The sequence below is a fragment of the Pseudomonas sp. D1-36 genome (genome assembly GCF_051132205.1).
Taxonomy (GTDB): Bacteria; Pseudomonadota; Gammaproteobacteria; order Pseudomonadales; family Pseudomonadaceae; genus Aquipseudomonas.
Genome location: NZ_CP071674.1, coordinates 3020716 through 3044541, shown reverse-complemented (window position 1 = coordinate 3044541; position 23826 = coordinate 3020716). Strand labels below are relative to the sequence as shown.

The following is a 23826-nucleotide window of genomic DNA, read 5'->3' as shown; positions in this document are numbered from 1 at the left end:
GTTTTTTCGTATGTCGGCGCTGGGCTGGATGGCGCAGGATATGCACGGCCAGAACGCTAACGACGGGGCCTTCCCCGTGCGTGCGAAGGTGGAAGATTCGATGACACGTGTTGGTGCAGCATTACTGCTTTGTCTGTTTGCCAGCCTCGGTCCGGTGCAGGCCGCGCCGGCGCCGCATCCGCATTGGAGCGCCGGTTTCCATGAGTTGGATTTTCTCGATCCGCTGGACCAGCAGCCGATGCATGCCATCGCGTTCTATCCGTCCACCGCCAAGGATCAGTCCAGCTCCCTGGGCGGCTATCAGATCGACGCGGCGCAGGATGCTCAGATCGCCATCGGCCGGTTTCCATTGCTCATGCTCTCCCACGGCAACACCGGCACGCCCTTGGCCCTGCATGACCTGGCCACGTCGCTGGCGCGCAAGGGGTTCGTGGTGGTTGCGGTGATACATCCGGGGGACAACGCCCAGGATCACAGCCGACTCGGTACTTTAAGCAATTTGTACGGGCGGCCGATCCAGATCTCCGAAGCCATCACCGCAACGTTGAACGACCCCATGCTCTCGCCATTCGTCAATGCCGGACAGGTGGGCGTGATCGGCTATTCGGCGGGCGGTGAAACCGCCTTGATTCTTTCCGGCGCCACGCCAGACCTCAATCGCCTGCGGCGCTATTGCCAGGAACGGCCCGATGACCGTGACGCCTGCAATACCCAGGGTGAGCTGATTGCCGATCGCGATGACCTGTCGCCGGTGGCTGATCCCAGGGTTCGCGCATTGTTGCTGATGGCGCCATTGAGCCTGAAATTCGGCCGTCACACGTTGGCCGACGTCCATGTGCCGGTGCTGCTCTACAGTGGCGACGGCGACAAACTGGTGGCGTTCGACAAGAACGCCGCGGCCCTGGCGCGCAAGCTGCCCACCGCGCCGGACTTCAAGACATTGGCCGGGGCCGGCCACTTCGTCTTCATGGCCCCATGCACCGACGAGCAGAGCGCGGCAATGCCGGCGCTGTGTACCGATGCCGATGGGGTCGATCGCAAGGACATCCACCGCACCATGATCTCCGAGGCCAGTCGCTTCTTCAGCCAGGCACTGGGCAAGCCGACCCGCGCGGGCATGAGGACGGCCGATCAGTGATCGCTACGCTCGGCCCGCCGGCGCAGCAGTAGCGCCAGGCCCAGGCCGATAAGCGACAACAAGGCCGCGAAGAAAAAGATCGACGAGTAGCCGAGGTTCAACGCCACCGCGCCCATCAGTGGGCCGGCAATCGCCAATGCCAGGTCGAAGAACACCGCATAGGCGCTCAACCCGGCACCTCGGCTGCTGTTGGGCACCTGCTTGATGGCTTCCACGCCCAACGCCGGATAGACCAGCGACAAGCCGAAACCGGCCAGGCCCGCGCCCACCAGGGCAAACGCGGTGGAGGGGGCGAGCCAGAGCATCACCAGCCCCACGGTCTCGATGCTCATGCAGACAATGGCCGAGCTGAAGCCACCGAAACGGGCGATGCTGGAAATGAACAATAGCCGCGACAGGATGAAGCAGATGCCGAAGACCGTCAGGCACCACGCCGCGCCGGTCCACCCGCGGCTGACATAGAACAGCGTAATGAAGGTGGTGAGCGTGCCGTAGCCGATCGAGGCCAGGCACAGGCTCGCGCCAAAGGGCGAAATGCGCCCGAACACGGCCCAGAAGGGTAGGCGCTCGCCACGCACGACCGGTACCGACGGCTTGTTGCGAATCAGCAGCAGCGCCATGCCGGCCAACAAGGACAAGGCGATGCCCAGGCTGTCGAAGCCGAGGCTGCCGACCATCACCACCCCCAGCGGCGCACCGATGGCGATGGCGCCGTAGGAAGCAATCCCATTCCATGAAATCGAGCGGGCGGTGTGCTCCACGCCGACCTGGCCCATGCACCAACTGATCGTCCCGACACCGATCAGCCCTTGGGCGACCCCCAAGAGCAAACGTCCCGCGATCAGGATCACCAGGCTTGGTAGCGGGAAATCCTGCAGCAATGTCGAGATCAGCGTCAGCACGCCGCTGAGCAGAATCCCCAGCAAACCATACACGATGGCCCGCTTGGTCCCGACGCTGTCCGACAGCCTTCCGGCCATGGGGCGGCTGAGCAGGGTCGCCAGGTATTGCGAGCCGATGGTCAGCCCCGCGATGACGGCGCTGAAGCCCAATTGATCGTGGACATAGCCTGGCAACACGGCGATGGGCAGTCCGATGCAAAGAAAGGCGATAAAGGTGTAGAAAACGATGGAGACGATCTGCAAGGTGATCGACAAGGAGCTGGGAGCGGGCTGGGCTGTTGGCATGGTGGCTCGTTCGCGGGCAGCGGCAGGAGTGCTTCATCATGGCGCGTGGCGGGGAGAAAAGGAAGCTGGCTAACGGTTGTTGAGCGGGATGGCTGTGCCAACGCCATCGCGAGCAGGCTCGCTCCCACAGTGTTTGGGTGTACTTGAGCCTTGGGGCAGGCCACAAGTGCCCCGTGGGAGCGAGCTTGCTCGCGATGGCGGTGGGTCAGGCAATGGGATGCTGGCAGGAGTGGCCATTCCGCGAGCAGGCTCGCTCCCACCGGTTTTTGGGTTTGGAACGAAAAAGCCCCGTCACATGGACAGGGCTTTCGCTTGCAGCTTGAGGCTTACGGCTTGTGGCTGTTCTTAGAACATCACGCCCTGGCTGCGCAGGTAGTCATCGTAGGTGCCGCTGAAGTCGACCACGCCATCGGCGCTCAGCTCGATGATGCGGGTCGCCAGGGACGATACGAATTCGCGGTCGTGGCTGACGAAGATCAACGTGCCCGGGTAGTTCTCCAGCGCCAGGTTCAGCGCTTCGATGGATTCCATGTCCAAGTGGTTGGTCGGTTCGTCCATCACCAGTACGTTCGGCTTTTGCAGGATCAGCTTGCCAAACAGCATGCGGCCCTGTTCACCACCGGAGATGACTTTGACTGACTTGAGGATCTCATCGTTGGAAAACAGCATGCGACCCAGGGTGCCACGGATCATCTGTTCGCCCTGAGTCCACTGGCCCATCCAGTCGAACAAACTGACGTCGTCCTCGAAGTCGTGGGCGTGGTCCTGGGCGTAGTAGCCCAGTTCCGCGCTTTCGGTCCATTTGACCGAGCCGGCGTCCGGTGTCAGCTCGCCCATCAAGGTACGGAGCAGGGTGGTCTTGCCGATGCCGTTGGGGCCGATGATCGCCACGCGCTCGCCGGCTTCGACGGTGAAGCTGAAGTTCTTGAACAGCGTCTTGCCGTCGAAGCCCTTGGACATGCGCTCGATGGTCACGGCCTGGCGGTGCAGCTTCTTGGTCTGTTCGAAGCGAATGAACGGGCTGACGCGACTCGATGGCTTGACCTCGGCCAGCTGGATCTTGTCGATCTGCTTGGCGCGGGAAGTGGCCTGCTTGGCTTTCGAGGCGTTGGCCGAGAACCGGCTGACGAACGTCTGCAATTCGGCGATCTGGGCTTTCTTCTTGGCGTTGTCCGACAGCAACTGCTCGCGGGACTGGGTGGCCGCGATCATGTATTCGTCGTAGTTGCCTGGGAACAGGCGCAGCTCACCGTAGTCCAGGTCGGCCATGTGGGTGCAGACGCTGTTGAGGAAGTGCCGGTCGTGGGAAATGATGATCATGGTGCTGTTACGCGCCGTGAGGATGTTTTCCAGCCAACGGATGGTGTTGATGTCCAGGTGGTTGGTCGGTTCGTCGAGCAACAGCACTTCCGGATCGGAGAACAATGCCTGGGCGAGCAACACACGCAGCTTCCAGCCTGGGGCGACTTCGGTCATCGGGCCGAAATGCTGTTCCAGGGGAATGCCCAGGCCCAGCAGCAGTTCACCGGCGCGGGATTCGGCGGTGTAGCCGTCCATCTCGGCGAACTCGGTTTCGAGCTCGGCCACGGCCATGCCGTCTTCTTCGGTCATCTCCGGCAGCGAATAAATGCGGTCGCGCTCGGCCTTGACCTTCCACAGCTCTTCGTGGCCCATGATCACGGTATCGATCACGGTGAATTGCTCGTAGGCGAACTGGTCCTGGCGCAGTTTACCCAGGCGCACGTTCGGCTCCAGCATCACCTGGCCGCCGGATGGCTCGAGGTCGCCTCCGAGGATTTTCATGAAGGTCGACTTGCCGCAACCGTTGGCACCGATCAGGCCGTAGCGGTTACCCGCGCCAAATTTGACAGAGACGTTTTCGAACAGCGGCTTGGCGCCGAACTGCATCGTGATGTTAGCTGTAGAAATCAAAGGTTTATCCTGCGGAACATTCAGAGTAGCTAAGGGTGCGGCAGTACCTGTTCAGTACCTGTTTGCGCCGATCCGCACCGCGCTGGAAGCTTCGCGGTCGCAAGCGCAAGGGTCCATCCGGCATAAGAGGACAGCTGCATACGGAGCGCCTCGCCCGAATGGATAGGCGCCGAGGTCGGTTTTCCGGCATCGGCCAAAAGGGGGCGCGTGATATTGGGCGGCGATTGTACTGATCTGGACGCGTTAACGATAGGGTATTGCCCGGGCGAGACAGTTTTTCACAACTGAGGATAACTTTCAGTTACAAAGTCTGGCTAAAATGCCATCTCACTCGACGCCCTCTACCTCGCCGCTTGGCTGGCCAGGAGACGCCGCCTGTCAACTCTTGCATTGTGACGGACTCCGTGAAGCTCATCATCGTTGCGATCTATATCCTCTCCATCTGCTATGTGCATCTGCGTGGGCGCGTGCGGCATAAGCTCGGACGCCAGCTGAGCGACCACTCGTCCTTCCTCGCGCCGGTCAATTGCCTGCTGTACCTGTGCTCGAAATTCCCCAACAAGCCGTTCCTCAGCCCAGGCGAGTTCCCGGACCTGAGTCCGTTGCAGGCCCATTGGGAAGAAATTCGCGCCGAGGGTCAGAACCTGTTGCAAGCAGGCGAGATCAAGCGCTCGAACCAATATGACGACGTGGGCTTCAACTCCTTTTTCAAGACCGGCTGGAAGCGTTTCTATCTCAAGTGGTATGGCGACAGCCATCCGTCGGCCATGAAGCTGTGCCCACGCACCACCGAGCTGGTGCAGGGCATCGGCTCGATCAAGGCGGCCATGTTCGCTGAACTTCCGCCGGGCTCGAAACTGGTCCGACATCGTGATCCGTACGCCGGCTCCTATCGCTACCACCTGGGCCTGCAGACGCCCAATGATGCCGGTTGCTACATCGATGTCGACGGCCAGTCGTATCACTGGCGGGACGGCGAGGCGGTCATATTCGACGAGACGTTCATCCATTACGCCGAAAACACGACGCCAGATAACCGCATCATCTTGTTCTGCGACGTGGAACGGCCCATGAAGTACCGTTGGGCCACGGCGTTCAACCGTTGGTTCAGCCGTACCGTGATGTCCGCCGCTGGAGCGCCGAACGATGCCGGTGACAAGACTGGCGGCCTGAACCGGGCGTTTTCACGGTTGTACAAGATTCGTCTGCAAGGCAAAGCGCTGAAGAAACGCAACCGCAAGTTGTACTACTTGCAGAAATGGGCGTTCTTCGGCGCTCTGCTGGCTATTTTCGTCTGGATCTGAAAGGTTCAGGAACCGGGCTTTTCAGCCTCCAGCTGTGTCCACATCCTGGTGGTGATCCGCTGGCGATGGCTATAACCTTCCCACGGATCGACGCCCAGGCCCTTGGCCCGTTCCAGCGCCGTCTGGATGTCCCATTGCTGGGCGTTGCGCAGGCCGTCCAGTTCGTCCCGTGCAATCGGGACCGAAACCGGCAGGCCTGGTCTTGCGCGCACCGAGTAGGCGGCCACGGTGCTGGCGCCACGGGCGTTGCGCAGATAGTCGACAAACACCTTGCCCACTCGGTTCTTCGGCCCCATGGTCGCGGTGATTCGTTGCGGCATCTGCCGGGTCAGGAATTGTGAGATGGCCTTGGCGAAGGCTTTGGTGACATCCCACCCCTCGCTGCGCGCCATCGGCACGATGACGTGCATGCCTTTGCCACCGCTGGTCTTGAGAAATCCTTGCAAGCCCAGTTCGTCAAGCACCGACAAGGTCATGCGTGTCGCTTCCAGCATGGCGCTCCAGGGCAGCGACGGGTCGGGGTCCAGGTCCAGGACGAACAGGTCGGGTGTCTCGATCCGGTCATGGGTCGCCGTCCAGGTGTGCAACTCCACCGCACCCATCTGCGCGGCGCCGACCAGCGCATGGACGCTGTCGATCTCCATCAGCGCCGCGTGGCCTGGGTCCAGGTCCGGGTCCAGCTGTTTGATATGAGGGATCTCCAGGCGGTCGGCATGTTTCTGGAAGAACAGTTCTTCGCCGATCCCCTCCGGTGCCCGCACAAGCGCGACCGGGCGCAACTTGAGGTGGGGCAGGATCCACGGGGCGATGTCCAGGTAGTATTGCGCCAGCTCTGCTTTTTGCACGCCGCTGACGCTGTCGACGACGCGGTCGGGGTGGGTGATCACCACGCCGTCGACCTTGGCGGCGTTGGCCTTGGTCCGACGCTTGGGCTTGGGGGCCGCCGCTTTTATCGGCATGGGCTGTTCGCGCACAACGCGACTGGCTTGCCCGTCGCCCGGTAGCTCAAGGAATACCGCCTGGCGGACCAGGCCGTCGCCGGTCCATTCAGCGAATTCAACTTCGCAGACTTGCGTCGGCTCGACCCAATGCACGCCGCGTGCCTGTGCGCCGCTGAGCGTTTTGTCCAGCGGTGAGGTTTCGCGCTCCTGGGCGCAGAGTTGTTCATGCAGTTGCTTGAGTTGGGACTGGCTGAAGCCCGTGCCGACCCGACCGGCGTACACCAGCCCCGACGGCCCGTTGACCGCCAGCAACAGTGCGCCAAAACCGCTGCGTTTGCCTTGCGGGCGCGTGAAGCCCACGATAACGAAGCACTGGCGCAGCCGACACTTGAGCTTGACCCAATCGGGATTGCGGCCGGAGACATAGGGGCTGCCCAGGCGCTTGCCGACCACACTGTCCAAGGAAAGGGCGGTGGCACTTTCGAAGATGTCGTGTTGGCTTGCGGAGAATGCCTCTGAAAACCGCAGGCGCTTGCTGGTGTTGTTCTTCAGGGCGTTCTTGAGTGCGGCGCGGCGTTCTTCCAAAGGTTGTTGGCGCATGTCGATGCCATTGAGAAACGGCGCGTCGAAAAGAAAGTAGACCATGTCGACGCTACGACCGATCTCGAAGGCCTGGCGCAGGGCAGGGAAGTCGGAATGGCCGGTGTCGTCGAGCAGCACCAGTTCCCCATCGAGCCAACAGTCACCCAGGTCCAACTTCGCCAGGGCGTCGGCGTGCAGCCTGAGCCGTTCGGTCCAGTCCGTGTGGCTGCGATTCAACAGGCGTACTTCGCCGTTCTCGATTCGCGCCAGGAGTCGATACCCGTGGAATTGGACTTCATAGCGCCATTCCCCCGCCGGTGGGTGCTCCACCGGCGTGGCCAGCGGTGGTGACAGACGTTCCGGGAGCCGGCCGTTGTCCACCTGTTCGCCCCGTCGGGCACGGGTACGAGTCGTTATTGGGTCCGCTTCCACATCGGACAGACGGGCAGATTCACTCTCGGCCTTGGCCATGACAGATTCCCTTGTATTGCAGGCGCCCGGGGTTTAGCCCTGGGAGGCCTTGGTGGCTTTTTTAGCTGGAGCGGATTTACGCGTCTTGGTCGATTTTGCCGCAGTCTTTTCGGCTGGTTTTTCCGGGGCCTTGCCCTTGCCGCCAAGGCTGCGCTTGAGCAGTTCGGTAAGGTCGATGACGTCGGCGGTCTTGCGCTGTTCTTCGCCAGGGTCGGTTTCCACCGCTTCGAGCCGGCCTTCGGTGGCCTTTTTCTCCACCAGCTCCATGATTTTTTCCTGGAAACTGTCGCGGTACTCCTGGGGCTCCCAGTCACCACTCATGTCTTGCACCAGGCGTTTGGCCATCTCCAGTTCGCCTTTCGCCAACGTGGGGTTGGTCACTTCGTCGCCCAGTTCCAGTACATCGAGTTCGCGGACTTCGGCAGGCCAGCGCAGCATCACCAGCACCAGGGCCGATTCCAGCGGCATGAGCGCCGCCAGGTGCTGGCGGGTATGCAGCACCACATTCGCCAGGGCGACTTTGTTGGTCTTGAGCAGGGTCTCGCGCAGCAGCGCATAGACCTTGCCGCCGCGCTTGTCCGGCGCCAGAAAATAAGGCTTGTCGATGTTCTGTAGCGGGATCTTCTCGGTGTCGACAAAAGAGAAAATGTCGATGGTCTGGGTCGACTTGGGGTGGGCTGCGCGAATTTCCTCCTCGCTGATCAGCACGTATTGACCCTTCTGGTACTGCACGCCTTTGACGATGTCATCCTTGGTCACTTCCTTGCCGGTGACCTTGTTGACACGCTTGTACCCCACCGGATCCATGCTGCGTTTGTCCAGCCAGTCGAAATCCACGCCTTGGGACGCTGTGGCCGACACCAGCGCCACGGGAATGTGGACCAGTCCGAAACTGATTGCGCCTTTCCAGATTGCCCGTGCCATGGTGCATTTTTCCTTACCGGTGAGTGGTCTCTCTGGTGACCCCACTGGCTTGGGAAAAGTTTCCGCCGGGCGCCGGCTGGCTGCGGTTGACGTCCATGGGAGGCCGCAGGCGGAGATGCCTCGTTACATCTTCAGTGGGATATTTCGCTTAACAACAACGAACCTGCGGCGTAGCGTGCTTTCGATATGCCGGTATCGTCTCGTGTTGCAGGGAGGTTTCCATGAACAGGCGGGTGCTCGCCTTGATAGCGCTTTTCATGAGCGCCACGGCCCAGGCCGTTACCCCGGTCACCGGGCCCGTGTTGCTAGCGCAGAACGCGCCGGGCAACAACAATCCGTACAACAGCCCGATCCGCCGGGCCAACCCCAACAGCATGCAGGGCACCCAGCCCAACGTGCCAACCATTCGCAGCAACCCGACGGTGCCGGTGCCGCGGCCCCCGACCCTGGAAAATAGCGGTATCGGCAACGGCTATCCTCGGGCTGGCTCGCCAGCCGGTTCGCCACGGCCGACGATTGAATCTCCGACACCCCCCAGGAACACGAACAACGGCAATCGCTGAGGCGCCGTCCTGATCCATGTCACCACAGAAGGAAGTGTGCATGTTGCGTAAAACATTCCGGGCCACCCTGTTTGCCAGCGCGATGGTGGTCTTCGCTACACCGGTCTTCGCCGCGCAAGTCCAGGCATTGAAGAGCGAGGAGGGCACCCTCGAAGTCACGACGGTAGCCAGGGGGCTCGAGCACCCTTGGTCCGTGGCGTTCCTGCCTGACCAGCAAGGCATGCTGGTGACGGAGCGCGCCGGCAACCTGCGGTGGGTTAGCACCGATGGAAGATTGTCTGCACCGCTGAACGGTGTTCCGCGGGTCTGGGCCAAGGGACAGGGCGGTTTGCTGGATGTGGTGCTGTCTCCGGACTTCAAGCAGGACCGCACGATCTACCTGTCCTACGCCGAGGCCGGGGAGGACGGCAAGGCCGGCACTGCCGTGGGTCGGGGGCAATTGTCCAAGGACTTGAAAAGCCTTGACGGCTTCGACGTGATTTTCCGACAGCAGCCCAAGCTCTCCACTGGCAACCACTTCGGTTCCCGCCTGGTGTTCGACCGGGATGGCTATCTCTTCATTACGCTTGGGGAGAACAACGACCGTGCCACCGCCCAGGACCTGGACAAGCTGCAGGGCAAGATCGTGCGGGTCTACCCCGACGGCAAGGTGCCTGACGACAACCCCTTCATCGGCCAGAAAAACGTACGCCCGGAGATCTGGTCATACGGCCTTCGTAACCCCCAAGGCGCTGCGCTGAACCCCTGGAACGGCACGTTGTGGGAAAACGAGCACGGCCCCAAGGGTGGTGACGAGATGAACATCATCGAGCGAGGCAAGAACTATGGCTGGCCGTTGGCGACCCATGGCGACAACTATTCCGGCGCGCCGATTCCCGAGGCCCAGGGCAAGACTGTCGAAGGCACCGTAGGGCCGCACCACGTCTGGCAGGTATCGCCGGGGCTCAGCGGCATGGCGTTCTACGACAACGATCGTTTCAAGCCTTGGCAGCGCAACGCGTTTATCGGCGCGCTGGTGTCCAAGGACCTGATTCGCCTGGAGTTCGAAGGTGACAAGGTCGTTCATGAAGAGCGCTTGCTGGGTGAGCTCAAGGAGCGCATCCGCGATGTTCGCCAGGGCCCGGATGGTTTCCTCTACGTATTGACGGACGAAGATGACGGCGCGTTGTACAAGGTCGGACTGAAGTAATCGCGATGCGATGAAACTAAAGTTGTGGCGAGGGGATTCACCCCTTCGCCACAAGATTGCAGCGACTTGATTTCCGTTGACTTACCGCTTCGTCGCGGCTAATTTCCAGCCATGACTTCCACCGTGTTGCGCAGCCAGCCAAGCATTATTACCGCCATTCCTGATTGGCGGGCTAGCTGACGGCTGCACCGAACCCGCCCTAGAGGCGGGTTTTTTCTTTCTGTCTCCAGGGCTTCTTCAGAACCAGGAGACCGCCATGACCCCGACCAGTGCCGAGCTGGATTTGCTGGAACAGTATGTAAAAAGGATCCTTGCCGCTCCGGTCTACGAGCTGGCGGTGGCCACACCGTTGCAGGCGGCACCCGCGCTATCCCAGGCCCTCGGCAATCAGATCCTGCTCAAGCGTGAAGATCTGCAGCCGACCTTTTCCTTCAAGATCCGCGGTGCTTACAACAAGTTGGTGCAACTGACCCCGGAGCAGCGCAGCCGTGGGGTCATCACCGCCTCGGCGGGCAATCATGCCCAGGGCGTGGCGCTGGCGGCGCGGGAGCTGGGCATTTCGGCCTGCATTGTGATGCCGCAGACCACGCCGCAATTGAAAGTGACAGGTGTACGCAGCCGAGGCGCCGAGGAGTTGTTGCACGGTGGAAGTTTCCCGTTTGCCTTGGCGTTCGCGTTGGAACTGGCTCGCCGCAGCGGGCGGGAGTTCGTTTCACCGTTCGACGATCCGGATGTTATCGCCGGGCAGGGAACCGTTGCGATGGAGATCCTGCGCCAGCATCCAGGCCGATTGGACGCGATTTTCGTTCCAGTGGGCGGCGCAGGGCTGATCGCCGGGGTGGCGGCATACGTCAAATATCTACGCCCCGAAGTCCGCATCATCGGCGTTGAATCAGAACACTCCGCCTGTCTTCAAGCCGCGCTGGCAGCGGGTGCGCGGGTGACGCTCCCCAGCGTGGGCACTTTTGCCGATGGTGTGGCGGTGGCGCAGATCGGCGCCCACGGTTTCGATATCTGTCGCTTCTGTGTCGATGATGTGATCACCGTGACCAATGACCAGCTCTGCTCGGCGATCAGAGATATTTATGACGATACACGTTCGATCACCGAGCCCTCCGGTGCACTGGCGGTAGCGGGAATCAAGCAACACGTGGCGCAAAGCGGAGCGCAAGGGCAAACGTTCGTTGCTATCGATTCTGGCGCCAACATCAACTTCGACAGCTTGCGCCACGTGGCGGAACGTGCTGCCGTGGAAATCGCTTGATGTTGAACCGTCAGGCGAACTTTTTTGAATCAGCCGACGGACGCCCGGCCATGAAGTCGAAACAGTGCCTACTCTGAGCGTGGCAAGTCGAACTGACTGATTGCAGTTTGCATGGAAGAAAGGCCCTCGCCATGCATTTTGCACGGTCCTTCCAGGGGCGTTACTGGCTAAGTCATTGATTTGTAACAGTCTGGAAGTATTCAGATATGGGCATATTAATTGCGGGTAAATACAGGAGCCCGATCTACGGGCCCCAACACCAGAAAACGCCAAAATGAACGAACGGCACGGCATTCACAGTCCAGTCCGCAGGGAAGAAACGGACGAAAATACCGCCGTCGTGAACATGAATTGGCTGGCTCAACAGGAGAGAGTTGCCATGTTTTTATCTGCCCTCGAAATGCGAAACATCATCGAAAGCAGCCTGCTGCCCAAGCGGTCGCAATGTACCTTGTCACCGGACTTGTCCATGACCGTCAAGATCTACGACGATCATGAAACCGATCGCGTAGCACTGGTTAAGAGCGACATCGATGCCACCAAGCTCACGGGCTGCCGGGCGATCAATGATCTGATTGCCGAGCTGCGTACTGAACTGGATCACGGTCACGGTTCAGGCAATTATTTTCATCAGCAGCACCGAATGAACGGGCGCTAACTCCAGCCCAACCTAAGCAAGCCTGACGCCCGGGTCCGATGTGGTCGAACCCGGCGTCGAGTCATTACTTTCTAATCGAGCTGCTGGCGGTACGGCAAATCCGGTCCGGTTTTGGCGCAGGTCAACGCAGCAGCGCGCATCGCGAAGTCGAGCATCTTGCCGATTTGCCCAGCGTCCAGCGAATGCAAACCCTCCACATTATCCAATCGCTGTTCGGTCAGCCAAGCGATCAACGCCGCCTGGAACGTGTCGCCTGCGCCCACGGTATCGGCAATTTGCACCGGGCAAGCGGGGAGCGACCACCCCCCATGCTGACGGCTGAACACCGTCGCGCCCTGGCCCCCACGGGTCAGGAACGCCAGTTGGCAGCGGTGTTCCAGCCAACCTGCGATGACATCCTGTGGATCGCGGTCGGGATAAAGAAGGCTCAAGTCCTCGTCACTGACTTTGATCAGGTCGGCGTACGGTACCAGTGTCGCTATTCGCGAACGCCAGAGCTCGATATCCGGTTGCGGGTTGAGCCGCACGTTCGGGTCCAGGCTGATCAGGCGTTTGCCGCTCTCGCGTTGCACGAGCGCAAGCAATGTATCGCCAACGGGTTGCACCACGAGGGAAAACGAGCCGACGTGCAAACCGCGCACCTCCGGGCCCAGGGTCGGCAGATGGTCGAGGCTCAGTTGGCGGTCCGCGCAGCCTTCGCCACGGAAGCTGTAATGCGGCGAGCCGTTGGCCCCGACAGCTACCATCGCCAAGGTCGTTGGCACATCGAAGTCGTGGGCGAACCGGGTGCTGACGCCTTCGTCGACCAGCACTTGGTGCAGACGACGACCCAGATAGTCGGCGGAAAGCCCGGTAAACAGCGCTGATTCGACCCCCAACCGCCGCAGCCCCACCGCCACGTTGAAGGGCGAGCCGCCGGCAATCGCTTTGTAATTCACTTGGGAAGCCGGGGTTCGTGCTTCATTTGCGCTGAAGAAATCAAACAGCGCTTCACCACACACCAAATACATAATTGCCTGCTCTCAAAGGGTTGCGACGTGTTGCCGGTAACGTTCGTAGGCGTGTTGCGACGCCGCGACATGCTCGATGACGGGGCGGGTTTCGCTGGCCGGGTCGAGCGTGACGCAGCGTTCGCACAGATCGGCCAGGGATTCTTGCGCGCCGCCATGGCACCACGCAGCCTGGATTGCCCCGCCCAGGGCCGCCGCCTCGCTCTGCTCGGTGCAGATGACGGTGGTGTCCATGATATCCGCGACGATCTGCCGCCAGACCGCGCTCTTCGAGCCGCCGCCGATCAGGCGGATGCTCTGGGCCTTGAGGCCATTGGCACGCAACAGGTCCAGGCCGTAGCGCAGGCCGAATGTCGTGCCTTCGACCACCGCGCGGCACAGGTTGGCCCGGCTCAGGTTGGTGGTCGTCAGGCCCAGCAGGGCGCCAGTGGCGTGGGGTAGGGCGGGGACACGTTCACCGTTGAGGAATGGCAGCATGCAGACGCCCTCGGCGCCGATCGGTGCCTGGGATACCAGGGTGTTGAAGGTGTCGATGTCCAGGTCCAGCAGCTCGCGCACGGCCCCGGTGGCGTTGGTCAGGTTCATGGTGCAGATCAGCGGCAGCCAGCCGCCGCTGGAGGAACAAAAGGTCGCTACCGATGGCTGCGGACTGACGGTAGGCTCCGCTCCATAGGCGTACACGGTGCCGGAGGACCCGAGGCTCATGGTAATCACGCCGGGCTGGATGTTGCCGGTGCCGATGGCGCCCATCATGTTGTCTCCGCCGCCGCTGGACACCACCGCCTCGGGGTTCAGCCCCAGGTGTGCGGCGATCTCCGGCAGGATCCTGCCGACAGGGTGGTGAGCCTCGATCAGTTCGGGCAAAGCCGATTGCAGCCGGCCGCTGGGGTCGATATGCCGCAACAGCGCCACGTCCCATTGACGGGTGCGTACGTTGAAATAACCCGTACCCGAGGCGTCGCCATATTCGCTGCAATGGCGACCGGTGAGCCAGTGGTTGAGGAAGTCGTGGGGCAGCAGGACGCTGGCGATGCGCTCGAAGACCTGGGGGTGCTGCTCTTGGGTCCAGAGCAATTTGGATACCGTATAGCCCGGCGCGATCACCACGCCGAGGCGTTCGAGGCTGCCGCTTTCACCGCCCAGGTGCGCCAGCAGCCGATCGTTTTCCGGGGTGGTCTCGGTGTCGCACCAAAGCTTGGCCGGGCGCAGGACCTGGCCTTGGTCATCCAGCAGCACCAAGCCATGCTGCTGCCCGGACACGCCGATGCCGAGAATCGCCTGGCCATCGACCCCGGCGGCGGCCAATGCCTGGTGCGTCGCCTGGGTGAATGCGTCGAGCCACTGCTGGGGCTCTTGTTCACGGCGGCCGTTGGCGCCGCTGATCATGCTGTGGGCCGCGGCGCCCAGGCCGAGTACCTGGCCGCTGGCCGCGTCGAGGATCAGCGCCTTGGTGCCTTGGGTGCCGCAGTCGATGCCCAGGAACAGTTGTTGGTTTGCCATGGAAATCCTCGGATCAGCATCAGATTATCGTCAGGGACATACAAAACCTGTGGCGAGGGAGCAAGCTCCCTCGCCACGAAAGGCGGGCCGTACCTAGTCTTGATCCGCCAGCACTCGCTCAAGCGTCCGCGTTACCCCATGCTCGCGCAAGCTGTTGCAACACCATTCGAAGGCTGCCACGAATTCAGGTGAGCGAGGTATAGCCGTGCCGAAGATTTCTTCTACTTCCAACATCCGCTGGGTCACCAGGGCATCGTCAGCCACCAGCGCCTGGCAGAAAGCCGCGCGAGGGTCGGGAATTGAATAGACCGCGCCATTCTCGTCCACACCCTTTAGATACACCGCCCAGGCCGCCACCACCAACGCCGCGCGGCGGGTCTCGCCGCCGTCGGCAATCAGGCGATTGAGGGTCGGTACGGTGAACTTCGGAAATTTCGACGAGCCATCCGAACACACCCGTTCCAGTTGGTCGGCGATGGCCTGGTTGGAGAAGCGCTCCACCAGGGTGTCCTTGTACAGCGTCAGATCGATGCCGGGTACGGGCGCCAGTTGGGGCGTGACGTCAAAGTCCATGTAGGCGCGGATGTAGCGCACGAACAACGGGTCGTTCATGGTTTCGTGGACGAAGCGATAACCCTTGAGGAAACCCAGGTAGGTCAGGGCGAGATGGCTGCCGTTGAGCAGCTTGATCTTCATTTCTTCGTAAGGCGAAACGTCGTCGGTAAATTGCACGCCGACATTCTCCCAGGCCGGGCGACCGTTGACGAACTTGTCTTCCAATACCCACTGCACGAACGGCTCGCATACCACCGGCCAAGCGTCATCGATGCCATGCTCGTCATGCAGCTGCAAGCGGTGGGCGCCACTGGTCATCGGGGTGATGCGGTCGACCATGGCGTTGGGGAAACTCACGTTGCAGTCAATCCATTGCCCCAGCGCCGGATCACGCAGCGCGGCGAAGGCCAGCAGCGCATTGCGCGTCACCGCGCCGTTGTGGGGCAGGTTATCGCAAGACATCAAGGTAAACGCCGGCGTCCCCTCGGCGCGGCGCTTGGCCAGGGCTGCGCACAGAAATCCAAACACGGTCTTCGGCGCGTCGGGGTGGGCCAGGTCGTGCTGGATCTGCGGCAGGTGGGCCATGAACTCGCCGTTGCTGTCGTCGATGCAGTAGCCACCTTCGGTGATGGTCAGCGAGACGATGCGGATCTGCGGGTCGGCCAGCTTGTCGATCAATGCCTGGGCGCTGTCTTCGGCCAGCAGCATGTCGGTGATGGCACCGATCACCCGGACTTCGGTGTCGTCGGTGTCGCCCAGTTCATAGAGGGTGAACAGGAAATCCTGGCCGGCCAGGTCGTCCCGGGCGCGGCGATCTTCGGGGCGCAGGCCTACGCCGCAAATGGCCCAGTCGAGGCCTTCGCCGGTGTTCATCAATGCATCGGTGTAATACGCCTGGTGCGCACGGTGGAAGCCACCGACACCGATGTGGGCGATGCCTTGGCGCCGGTCGTCCAGGTTATAAGCGGGCAGGACGACCTCTGCGTTGAGGTTGTGCAGGTTCTGTCGGTTGAGTTTCATCGCAAAATCTCGGCAATCAGGCGGCAGCGCGCAGCGCGCGGGAAACCGCTACGCCCTCGGCATCGAATAAGTGGCAGTGTTCGGCGTCCAGGTGCAGGTCCAGTTGCTCGCCGAATCGGCTCGCCAGGTCACCGCGCACGCGCATGGTCAGGGCTTCGCCGGAAGCGGTGATGACGTGACAGAAGGTGTCGCTGCCCAGGCGCTCGCTGACATCGGCGGTCACCCGCAGCGTGCAATCGCCCGGCTGGGCCAGGTTAAGGTGCTCCGGGCGAATCCCCAGGGTTACCGCGCCGCCGATGCTCAAGTTCGAGCCAATTCGCGGCAGGCTGATGCGAGTGCCGGCGTCCAGCAGCACTTCACAACCCTGGTCGTCCAGGCCGGTGACCTTGCCCTTGAGGAAGCCCATCTTCGGCGTTCCGAGGAAGCCGGCGACGAACAGGTTCGCCGGCTGATGGTACAGCTCCAGAGGCGAGCCCACCTGCTCGACGCGCCCGCTGTTGAGCACGACGACCTTGTCGGCCAGAGTCATGGCTTCGACCTGGTCGTGGGTCACGTAGATCATCGTCGCTTGCAGTTCCTTGTGCAGACGCGCCAATTCCAAACGCATCTGCACCCGCAGGGCGGCGTCGAGGTTGGACAGAGGTTCGTCGAACAGAAAAATCTTCGGATTGCGCACGATGGCCCGGCCGATCGCCACGCGCTGGCGCTGTCCACCGGACAGTTGCTTGGGCTTGCGCTCCAACATCGGCCCCAGTTCGAGGATGCGCGCCGCTTCGTTGACTTTCTTCTCGACGTCGGCCTTGGGCACGCCGGCCAAGTCCAGGGCGAAGGACATGTTCTTGCGCACGCTCATGTGCGGGTAAAGGGCGTAGGTCTGGAACACCATCGCCAGGTCGCGCTTGGCCGGGCTGACTTCAGTGATGTCGCGGCCGTCCAGTTCGATGGTGCCGTCGCTGACTTCTTCAAGGCCGGCGATCAACCGCAGCAGCGTGGACTTGCCGCAGCCCGACGGGCCGACGAACACCACGAACTCGCGGTCGTTCACTTCAAGGTCGATGCCCTTGATGATGGAGAAACCTTCGAAGCCTTTTTGCAGATTCTTGATTTTCAGGTTGGCCATGATGATGGGCCTCCACTTCTGATAACTGTGTAAGGCGCGTTATTTCACCGCGCCGAAGGACAAGCCGCGCACCAATTGTTTCTGGCTGATCCAGCCGAAGATCAGGATCGGCGCGCAGGCCAGGGTCGAGACGGCGGACAATTTGGCCCAGAACAGGCCTTCCGGGCTGGAGTAAGAGGCGATCAAGGCAGTCAGCGGCGCCGCTTTGGACGAGGTGAGGTTCAGCGACCAGAACGCCTCGTTCCAGCACAGGATCAGCGACAGCAGCACGGTAGACGCCAACCCGCCCTTGGCGATGGGCAGCAGCACACGAACCATTTCCTGCCACAAGGTGGCGCCGTCCAGCCGCGCGGCTTCGAGGATGTCGCGAGGGATGTCCTTGAAATAGGTGTAAATCATCCAGACCACGATCGGCAGGTTGATCAGCGTGTAGATGATGATCAGCGCAAGGCGCGTGTCCAGCAGGCCAAATTGCTTGGCCAGCAGGTAGATCGGCATCAGTACGCCTACCGGCGGCAGCATCTTGGTGGAAAGCATCCACAGCAGCGTGCCTTTGGTGCGCTGGGTTTCGTAGAACGCCATGGAGTAGGCCGCCGGCACCGCGATCAGCAGGCAAAGAGCAGTGGCGCTGAAGGAGATCACCACCGAGTTCCAGGCGAAGCTGAAGTAGTTGCTGCGCTCGTTGATGTGCAGGTAGTTCTCCAGCGTCGGCGCGAAGATGAACTGCGGCGGCGTGGCGAAGGCGTCGATTTCGGTCTTGAAGCTGGTCAACACCATCCAGAAGATCGGGAAAAAGATCAGGATCGCGATGGCCCAGGCCAACGTGCCCAACAGCAGGCTTTGCAGTCGACGGGATTGTTGAAGAGTCATGGCGACGGCCTCAATGCTTGTCGGTGAGGTTTTTGCCGATCATCCGGACCAGGATGATGGCGGCGATGTTGGCGATGACCACGGCAATCAGCCCACCGGCCGACGCCATGCCGACGTCGAACTGCACCAGTGCCTGGTTGTAGATCAGGTACGCAAGGTTGGTCGAGGCATAACCAGGGCCACCGTTGGTGGTGGTGAAGATCTCGGCGAACACCGACAGCAGGAAAATGGTTTCGATCATCACCACCACGGCAATCGGGCGGGCCAGGTGTGGCAGGGTCAAGTGCCAGAAAATCGCGATGGGGCCGGCGCCGTCCAGGCGGGCAGCTTCTTTCTGTTCCTGGTCCAGGGACTGCATGGCGGTCATCAGGATCAGGATCGCGAAGGGCAGCCATTGCCAGCTGACGATGATGATGATCGACAGCAGCGGGTAGTGCGCCAGCCAATCCACCGGTTGGGCGCCGAAGAGCTTCCACACCGAAGCGAGGATCCCGGAGACTGGATGGAAAATCAGATTTTTCCAAATCAGCGCACCGACCGTGGGCATGATGAAGAACGGCGAGATCAGCAGCACGCGGACGATGCCGCGCCCAAAAAACTCGCTGGCCTCCAGCAACGCGCTGATCAACACCCCGAGGACGATACTGATCAACAGCACGCTGCCCACCAGCAACAGGGTATTGGTGGCGCCGGGCATGAAGCCCGAGTCGGTCAGGAAATAGGTGAAGTTTTCCAGCCCGACGAATTCGTTTTCGCCGGGGTACAGCAGGTTGTAGCGGATCATCGAGAAGTAGACGGTCATGCCCAGGGGCACAATCATCCACAGCAGCAACAAGGCGACCGAAGGGCTGACCAGGAACCAGCCGGGGTTGGCCAGGCGGATCTTGCGGGCCGGCGGGGCTATTTCGATGGGGGCTTTGACTGTCGTTGTTGAGGTATTCATGAGTGCTTACTCTTATGCGACGCGTTTCCCTGTGGCGAGGGAGCTTGCTCCCGCTGGACCGCGTAGCGGGCCCATATCGATAGGCAATCTTTCAGATCGCCAGGGCGGGCTTCGCCCGCCAGCGGGAGCAAGCTCCCTCGCCACAAATGGATACCTACAGGCCTTTACTTGGGATACCCGGCGCGCTTCATCTCGCGTTCGGTGGTGGATTGCGCGGCGGTCAACGCCTGGTCCACGGTTTGCTGGCCGGTCAGTGCGCCCGAGAAGAACTTGCCTACCTGGGTGCCGATGGCCTGGAACTCGGGAATGGTGACCAACTGGATGCCGATGTAGGGCACAGGCTTGAGGGTGGGGGCTTTCGGGTCGGCGACTTTCAACGATTCCAGCGTTACCTTGGCAAACGGCGCGGCCTTCATGTACTCGTCGCTGTAAGTGGAGGCGCGGGTGCCCGGTGGTACGTTGGCAATGCCATCAGTCTTGGCGACCAACTGGCCGTACTCCTTGGACGTTGCCCAAGTCGTAAACACTTTGGCGGCTTCCTTGGCTTTGGAACTGGCCGGGATCGCCAGCGACCAGGAGTACATCCACGAGGTGCCTTTTTCGGTTTTCTCGTGGGGCGCGAAGGTGAAGCCTACGTGATCGGCCACCTTGCTCTGGGTCTTGTCGGTCACGAACGAGCCCGCGACGCTGGCATCGACCCAGACCGCGCACTTGCCGCTGTTGAACAGGGCCAGGTTTTCGTTGAAACCGTTGCTGGAAGCGCCCGGCGGGCCGGATTTCTTCATGTTGTCGACGTAGAAGTTCAGGGCATCCTTCCACTCGGGTCCATTGAATTGCGGCTGCCACTTCTCATCGAACCAGCGCGCGCCAAAGCCGTTGGCCAGGGTCGTGATCAGCGCCATGTTCTCGCCCCAACCGGCCTTGCCCCGCAGGCACAGGCCATATTGTTCCTTGGATTTGTCGGTGAGTTTTTGCGCGAACTCTCCGATCTGGGTCCAGGTCGGGTGCTCGGGCATGGTCAGCCCGGCGTCCTTGAACAGGTCCGTGCGGTAGTAAGTGATCGAGCTTTCGGCATAGAACGGCAGGGCGTATAGCGAACCCTTTACCGACAAGCCATCGCGCACGGACGGGAAAATGTCGTCCAGGTCATAGGCGGCCGGCAGGTCTTTCATCGGTTCCAACCAGCCTTTGGCGCCCCAGAGTGCGGCTTCGTACATGCCAATGGTCAGCACGTCGAACTGACCGCCCTGGGTGGCGATGTCGGTGGTCAGGCGCTGGCGCAGGACGTTTTCTTCAAGCACCACCCAGTTCAGCTTGATGTCCGGGTGCTCGGCCTCGAAGGTCTTCGAAAGTTTTTGCATGCGGATCATGTCGCTGTTGTTGACGGTGGCAATGGTCAGGGTTTGTGCGCCGAAACTGACGCTGCTGAGGGTCATGCAGGTGGAGACAAGCAGAGCTTTTACCGAAGGTTTCATCGCGCACTCCTTTTCCGCGCCCACGGGCTGCAGAAGGACAGTTATTGTTTTTGTGTCTTCCGGATGAGAGGAAGAATGTGCGCTGATTACAGCCCTCAATGGACGGCATGACAAATCATCCGTCGCACTTTTACTGATACTTTTTTGCACTGAGTGAAATTCGCGAAAAACCTGTGGCGAGGGAGCTTGCTCCCGCTGGGCTGCGCAGCAGCCCCATTTTGTGGCCGCTTCGCGCTGGAGCGCCAGCCCGGCCCAGCGGGAGCAAGCTCCCTCGCCACGGGGGGGGGCGGTGAAATTCAGCCCTGGTTCTGCTCGGTCAACCGCTGCACCGCCAGCCGCCGATAGTGAGAAGGGGTCATGCCCTTGAGTTGCTGGAAGCGCCGGTTGAAGTTGGAAATATTGTTGAAGCCGGATTCAAAGCACACGTCCGTCACCGGCTTGTCGCCATCGGCGAGCAATTCGCAGGATTTGCTGATGCGCAGCCGATTGACGAACTCGATGAAGCAACGCCCGGTGGCTTGCTTGAACACCCGGCTGAAATAGGTGGGTTTCATCCCCAGGTGCTCGGCCACTTCTTCCAGGGGCAATTCCCGGGCGTAGTGGGCAAAAATATAGTCCACCGCGCGGTTGGTGCGGTCGATGCTGTGCTCATCAGCCGCTTGTGGCGCGGTGGCGCCAGAGAGCAATTGATAGTCATCGCAGCTGGCCAACAGCTCCATCAGGATGAAAAAGTAGCCGAGCCGGCTCATGCCCTGCGCGTCGGCGATGCGCTGCATCAAGGTCATGGCCTGGCGGACGGTGCGCTTGCAGCGAAACTCGATGCCGTGTTGAGCGCGTTCGAGCAGCGGCGCGAGCGTCTTGAGCTCGGTAAATACCTGGTGCCCACTTTCAAACAGCTCATCGGTGAAATTCACCAGCATGTCGCGCTTGGCCACCACTTCGTCCTCGGCGACCTGGCTGATCCAGTTATGGGGCAGGTTGGGGCCGGTGAGGAACAGCGATTGCGGGGAGAAATTGCCGATGTAATCGCCAATGAAAACCTTGCCCGAGCTGGCGACGATCAGGTGCAGCTCGTATTCCTTATGGAAATGCCAGCGCACCAGCGGACAGGGAAAACCGTGCTGGCGGTAGATGATGGACAGCCCGTTGTGGTCGTCCATCAACTCATAGGAAGGGTCGGTGACTCTGGCTGTGCGGGTCATGGGTTTGGCGCTTTTGTTGTTATCGCCGCTGGATAATGCCCCCTTCGCCGCCCGGGTTCCAGCCCTCGGAGCGACGATTGAGTCAGCTGTTGCGGTTCTTTTCCTCGATCCATTGGGACATGTACTGGGTGCTCTTGTGCTGGTGGTGACGCAGCATGCTGCCGGTGAAATTGTCCCGACGGCGCCGCGCAAGGTCGACGCGGCAGGCATTGATACTGTCAATCAAGGCAGGGCCGTGGACCTGCCTACGAAAACGTTCCGCGAGCAAGGCCAACCCGGCCCCCTGGGCATGGGTCCAGCGCGCCTGGTCGGTATACAGCTGTACGCCGGCTTCGGCGATGGCCTCGGCGCTTTGCGCGATCACTCCGGGCCAGGGCATGCCGCCGTGCATGGCTTCGGCACCTATGGGCGTGGTGATACTGGGCGTGCCGCATAGCATGGCTTCGATCAGCTTGCCCTTGATGCCGGCGCCGAAACGCAGCGGCGCCAGGCAGATACGTGCCCCGGACATGACCTGCAAGGCGTCCTCGGCCCAGTTCATGATATGAAACCCTTGGGCTGGATTATGCAGTGCCGCTGCCTTGGGCGGGGTGTAGGCCCCGTAGAGATGCAGCTGCGCACCCGGCAATCGTTGGCGAATCAGTGGCCATATAGCGTTTTTCATCCAGAGCACGGCGTCCCAGTTCGGTGCGTGGCGGAAATTGCCGATGCTGAGAAAATGCGCTCGGTCTTCGAAGGGCACGAACGGCTCGGTCGGCAAGTCCAGCATCAACGGGCACCAGAGCAACAGCTCGCGGGGCACCTTAAAGTGTTCCACCAGCAGCTCGATCTCGAACTCAGATACCATCAGGTTCAGGTCGCAACGCAAGAGGGCTGCAATTTCCCGCCTTGCCATGTCAGTGTCCGCCATCAGCTCGAATTCCTCGCGCAAGGCCGGGGCGAACAGGTCGCTGAAGTCCTGGGAGGACTCATCGGACTTCAAGCGGTCTTTCAGTCGCTGATGCCGTGCATGACGCAGGCTTTGCAAATCCGAGGTTTCGAGCACGCGCAGGGCGTCGGAGCAGTGCTTTTCGACCCGCCAGCCAAACTGCTCTTCCATCATGAATTGGTCGAACAGGACGATATCCGGCGCCAGCTCACTGATAAACACATCAAAACTGCTGCTATTGAGCTCGATCGGTACTTCCCGGATGCCCAGGCCAATCAGGTCGGCGCGGTTCTCACCGGGTCTGGCGGGGCTGCTGAAGGTGATGTCCCAGCCTTGTTCGAGAAAGGCTTCGAGCAGTTGCATGACATGCCCGCCGGCCGCCGATGAGCGTGGCTCGGGCCAGACGTAGCCGATAACCAGGACTTTGGTGGTGGGGTGAGGCATGGCGGGCAATCCTTGGAGCATTTTCAGGCGCAATCGGCGCGCGGGGCGCCGATAGTGACCAACAATGCGTCCACGCTCAAGAAAGAATCTTTTGGACCTTGTCGCGCAATTGATCGATGGAGAACGGTTTGCCGATGACGCTCATGCCTTCTGGCACGTCGATGCTTTCGGCGTAGCCGCTGGCGAACAGGATGGGGAGTCCGGGGCGCACTTCGCGTGCTTTTGTTGCCAACTCGCGACCGTCCATGGGCAGCATGCTGACATCCGTCATCATCAGGTCGATGGAACGGTCCTTCTCCTCCAGGAGCTTAAGCGCCTCTTCGCCACCTTCTGCCTCCAATACCTCGTATTCCAGTTCCTCCAGCACGTCGACAATCAACATGCGCACGATGTTGTCGTCTTCGACGACCAGGATGGTGGGAGGGGTGACAGGGGCAGGGACGGACATAATGGACTTCTCGGAAGGTGGAATCGTAAGGGCTTGGTAATAACCGGCCGTAATGCATGAGTAAGTCGAGAGGCGGCACAAGTTCCCGAAGCTGTACAAGAAAGGATCTATAGTACAAGAGCTGACAAGGATAGTCGCATCCTTACAACCGGGGTACA

General features: G+C 61.1%; 20 protein-coding genes. 6 read left to right on the top strand and 14 right to left on the bottom strand.

What is annotated here, in order from left to right; translation table 11 throughout:
- Positions 1–100: 100 nt before the first annotated feature.
- A complete protein-coding gene (locus J3P76_RS13465; protein ID WP_434611272.1) occupies positions 101–1138 on the top strand; it encodes an alpha/beta hydrolase family protein in 1038 nt (345 codons plus the stop codon).
- On the opposite strand, the gene J3P76_RS13460 is transcribed toward J3P76_RS13465, so the two are convergent.
- Both J3P76_RS13460 and J3P76_RS13455 read right to left on the bottom strand, forming a co-directional pair.
- Positions 1132–2325 carry an MFS transporter gene (locus tag J3P76_RS13460; protein WP_420766851.1) on the bottom strand — a complete coding sequence of 398 codons (1194 nt, stop codon included), beginning with the start codon at positions 2323–2325 and terminating at the stop codon, positions 1132–1134. The two genes, J3P76_RS13465 and J3P76_RS13460, sit on opposite strands and share 7 nt — an antisense overlap.
- A gap of 345 nt (positions 2326–2670) precedes the next feature.
- Positions 2671–4257 carry an ABC-F family ATPase gene (locus tag J3P76_RS13455; RefSeq protein ID WP_420766852.1) on the bottom strand — a complete coding sequence of 529 codons (1587 nt, stop codon included), beginning with the start codon at positions 4255–4257 and terminating at the stop codon, positions 2671–2673.
- 404 nt (positions 4258–4661) lie between these two features.
- Here J3P76_RS13455 and lpxO point away from each other — a divergent pair, with 404 nt between their 5' ends.
- Positions 4662–5561 carry a lipid A hydroxylase LpxO gene (gene lpxO / locus J3P76_RS13450; protein WP_434611276.1) on the top strand — a complete coding sequence of 300 codons (900 nt, stop codon included), beginning with the start codon at positions 4662–4664 and terminating at the stop codon, positions 5559–5561.
- Positions 5562–5566: 5 nt separating this feature from the next.
- Here lpxO and ligD read toward each other — a convergent pair whose 3' ends face one another.
- Together ligD and J3P76_RS13440 are read right to left on the bottom strand one after the other, a co-directional pair.
- A complete protein-coding gene (gene ligD, locus J3P76_RS13445; RefSeq protein WP_434611278.1) occupies positions 5567–7555 on the bottom strand; it encodes a DNA ligase D in 1989 nt (662 codons plus the stop codon).
- A gap of 33 nt (positions 7556–7588) precedes the next feature.
- The gene (locus tag J3P76_RS13440) at positions 7589–8479 is read right to left on the bottom strand and encodes a Ku protein (RefSeq protein ID WP_434611280.1); all 891 of its coding nucleotides are present in this window, start codon (positions 8477–8479) and stop codon (positions 7589–7591) included.
- 221 nt (positions 8480–8700) lie between these two features.
- Between J3P76_RS13440 and J3P76_RS13435 the strand changes: the two genes are divergently transcribed.
- From J3P76_RS13435 to J3P76_RS13420, 4 genes are all read left to right on the top strand, one after another.
- Positions 8701–9042 (top strand): hypothetical protein, encoded by a 342-nt coding sequence (locus J3P76_RS13435; protein ID WP_434700844.1) that lies wholly within the window; start codon positions 8701–8703, stop codon positions 9040–9042.
- A gap of 40 nt (positions 9043–9082) precedes the next feature.
- Complete coding sequence (locus J3P76_RS13430) at positions 9083–10231, top strand: PQQ-dependent sugar dehydrogenase (RefSeq protein ID WP_434674901.1); 1149 nt, start codon at positions 9083–9085, stop codon at positions 10229–10231.
- Positions 10232–10487: 256 nt separating this feature from the next.
- Entirely contained in the window at positions 10488–11495 is a 1008-nt protein-coding gene (gene ilvA, locus J3P76_RS13425) for a threonine ammonia-lyase, biosynthetic (protein WP_434700843.1), read from the top strand.
- Positions 11496–11874: 379 nt separating this feature from the next.
- Positions 11875–12153 carry a DUF1652 domain-containing protein gene (locus J3P76_RS13420; protein ID WP_420766886.1) on the top strand — a complete coding sequence of 93 codons (279 nt, stop codon included), beginning with the start codon at positions 11875–11877 and terminating at the stop codon, positions 12151–12153.
- Positions 12154–12224: 71 nt separating this feature from the next.
- On the opposite strand, the gene J3P76_RS13415 is transcribed toward J3P76_RS13420, so the two are convergent.
- The 10 genes from J3P76_RS13415 to J3P76_RS13370 all read right to left on the bottom strand — a co-directional run bounded on the left by J3P76_RS13415 (position 12225) and on the right by J3P76_RS13370 (position 23668).
- Complete coding sequence (locus J3P76_RS13415) at positions 12225–13163, bottom strand: carbohydrate kinase family protein (protein ID WP_434700842.1); 939 nt, start codon at positions 13161–13163, stop codon at positions 12225–12227.
- Positions 13164–13175: 12 nt separating this feature from the next.
- Positions 13176–14663 (bottom strand): xylulokinase, encoded by a 1488-nt coding sequence (gene xylB, locus J3P76_RS13410; protein WP_434611287.1) that lies wholly within the window; start codon positions 14661–14663, stop codon positions 13176–13178.
- Between the two features lie 93 nt (positions 14664–14756).
- Positions 14757–16238, bottom strand: coding sequence for a mannitol dehydrogenase family protein (locus J3P76_RS13405; RefSeq protein WP_434611289.1), 1482 nt, complete (start codon positions 16236–16238; stop codon positions 14757–14759).
- A gap of 16 nt (positions 16239–16254) precedes the next feature.
- Positions 16255–17358, bottom strand: a complete 1104-nt coding sequence (locus tag J3P76_RS13400; protein ID WP_434611291.1) for an ABC transporter ATP-binding protein — start codon at positions 17356–17358, stop codon at positions 16255–16257.
- 39 nt (positions 17359–17397) lie between these two features.
- A complete protein-coding gene (locus J3P76_RS13395; RefSeq protein ID WP_014338173.1) occupies positions 17398–18228 on the bottom strand; it encodes a carbohydrate ABC transporter permease in 831 nt (276 codons plus the stop codon).
- A 10-nt stretch (positions 18229–18238) separates the two neighbouring features.
- Positions 18239–19171, bottom strand: a complete 933-nt coding sequence (locus J3P76_RS13390) for a carbohydrate ABC transporter permease (RefSeq protein ID WP_030142680.1) — start codon at positions 19169–19171, stop codon at positions 18239–18241.
- Positions 19172–19335: 164 nt separating this feature from the next.
- Positions 19336–20646 carry an ABC transporter substrate-binding protein gene (locus J3P76_RS13385; protein ID WP_420766862.1) on the bottom strand — a complete coding sequence of 437 codons (1311 nt, stop codon included), beginning with the start codon at positions 20644–20646 and terminating at the stop codon, positions 19336–19338.
- A gap of 296 nt (positions 20647–20942) precedes the next feature.
- Positions 20943–21848: an AraC family transcriptional regulator gene (locus J3P76_RS13380; RefSeq protein ID WP_420766863.1), complete on the bottom strand. Its 906-nt coding sequence runs from the start codon at positions 21846–21848 to the stop codon at positions 20943–20945.
- Between the two features lie 82 nt (positions 21849–21930).
- Complete coding sequence (locus tag J3P76_RS13375) at positions 21931–23220, bottom strand: glycosyltransferase (RefSeq protein WP_434700841.1); 1290 nt, start codon at positions 23218–23220, stop codon at positions 21931–21933.
- A gap of 76 nt (positions 23221–23296) precedes the next feature.
- Entirely contained in the window at positions 23297–23668 is a 372-nt protein-coding gene (locus tag J3P76_RS13370) for a response regulator (RefSeq protein ID WP_420766865.1), read from the bottom strand.
- Positions 23669–23826: the final 158 nt, after the last annotated feature.

Bases quoted from the DNA above. Each gene is read 5' to 3' on its own strand.
- J3P76_RS13465 (WP_434611272.1), top strand. From the start codon at position 101: ATGACACGTGTTGGTGCAGCATTACTGCTTTGTCTGTTTGCCAGCCTC.
- J3P76_RS13460 (WP_420766851.1), bottom strand. From the start codon at position 2,325: ATGCCAACAGCCCAGCCCGCTCCCAGCTCCTTGTCGATCACCTTGCAG.
- ligD (WP_434611278.1), bottom strand. From the start codon at position 7,555: ATGGCCAAGGCCGAGAGTGAATCTGCCCGTCTGTCCGATGTGGAAGCG.
- J3P76_RS13440 (WP_434611280.1), bottom strand. From the start codon at position 8,479: ATGGCACGGGCAATCTGGAAAGGCGCAATCAGTTTCGGACTGGTCCAC.
- J3P76_RS13435 (WP_434700844.1), top strand. From the start codon at position 8,701: ATGAACAGGCGGGTGCTCGCCTTGATAGCGCTTTTCATGAGCGCCACG.
- J3P76_RS13430 (WP_434674901.1), top strand. From the start codon at position 9,083: ATGTTGCGTAAAACATTCCGGGCCACCCTGTTTGCCAGCGCGATGGTG.
- ilvA (WP_434700843.1), top strand. From the start codon at position 10,488: ATGACCCCGACCAGTGCCGAGCTGGATTTGCTGGAACAGTATGTAAAA.
- J3P76_RS13420 (WP_420766886.1), top strand. From the start codon at position 11,875: ATGTTTTTATCTGCCCTCGAAATGCGAAACATCATCGAAAGCAGCCTG.
- J3P76_RS13415 (WP_434700842.1), bottom strand. From the start codon at position 13,163: ATGTATTTGGTGTGTGGTGAAGCGCTGTTTGATTTCTTCAGCGCAAAT.
- xylB (WP_434611287.1), bottom strand. From the start codon at position 14,663: ATGGCAAACCAACAACTGTTCCTGGGCATCGACTGCGGCACCCAAGGC.
- J3P76_RS13405 (WP_434611289.1), bottom strand. From the start codon at position 16,238: ATGAAACTCAACCGACAGAACCTGCACAACCTCAACGCAGAGGTCGTC.
- J3P76_RS13400 (WP_434611291.1), bottom strand. From the start codon at position 17,358: ATGGCCAACCTGAAAATCAAGAATCTGCAAAAAGGCTTCGAAGGTTTC.
- J3P76_RS13395 (WP_014338173.1), bottom strand. From the start codon at position 18,228: ATGACTCTTCAACAATCCCGTCGACTGCAAAGCCTGCTGTTGGGCACG.
- J3P76_RS13390 (WP_030142680.1), bottom strand. From the start codon at position 19,171: ATGAATACCTCAACAACGACAGTCAAAGCCCCCATCGAAATAGCCCCG.
- J3P76_RS13385 (WP_420766862.1), bottom strand. From the start codon at position 20,646: ATGAAACCTTCGGTAAAAGCTCTGCTTGTCTCCACCTGCATGACCCTC.
- J3P76_RS13380 (WP_420766863.1), bottom strand. From the start codon at position 21,848: ATGACCCGCACAGCCAGAGTCACCGACCCTTCCTATGAGTTGATGGAC.
- J3P76_RS13375 (WP_434700841.1), bottom strand. From the start codon at position 23,220: ATGCCTCACCCCACCACCAAAGTCCTGGTTATCGGCTACGTCTGGCCC.
- J3P76_RS13370 (WP_420766865.1), bottom strand. From the start codon at position 23,668: ATGTCCGTCCCTGCCCCTGTCACCCCTCCCACCATCCTGGTCGTCGAA.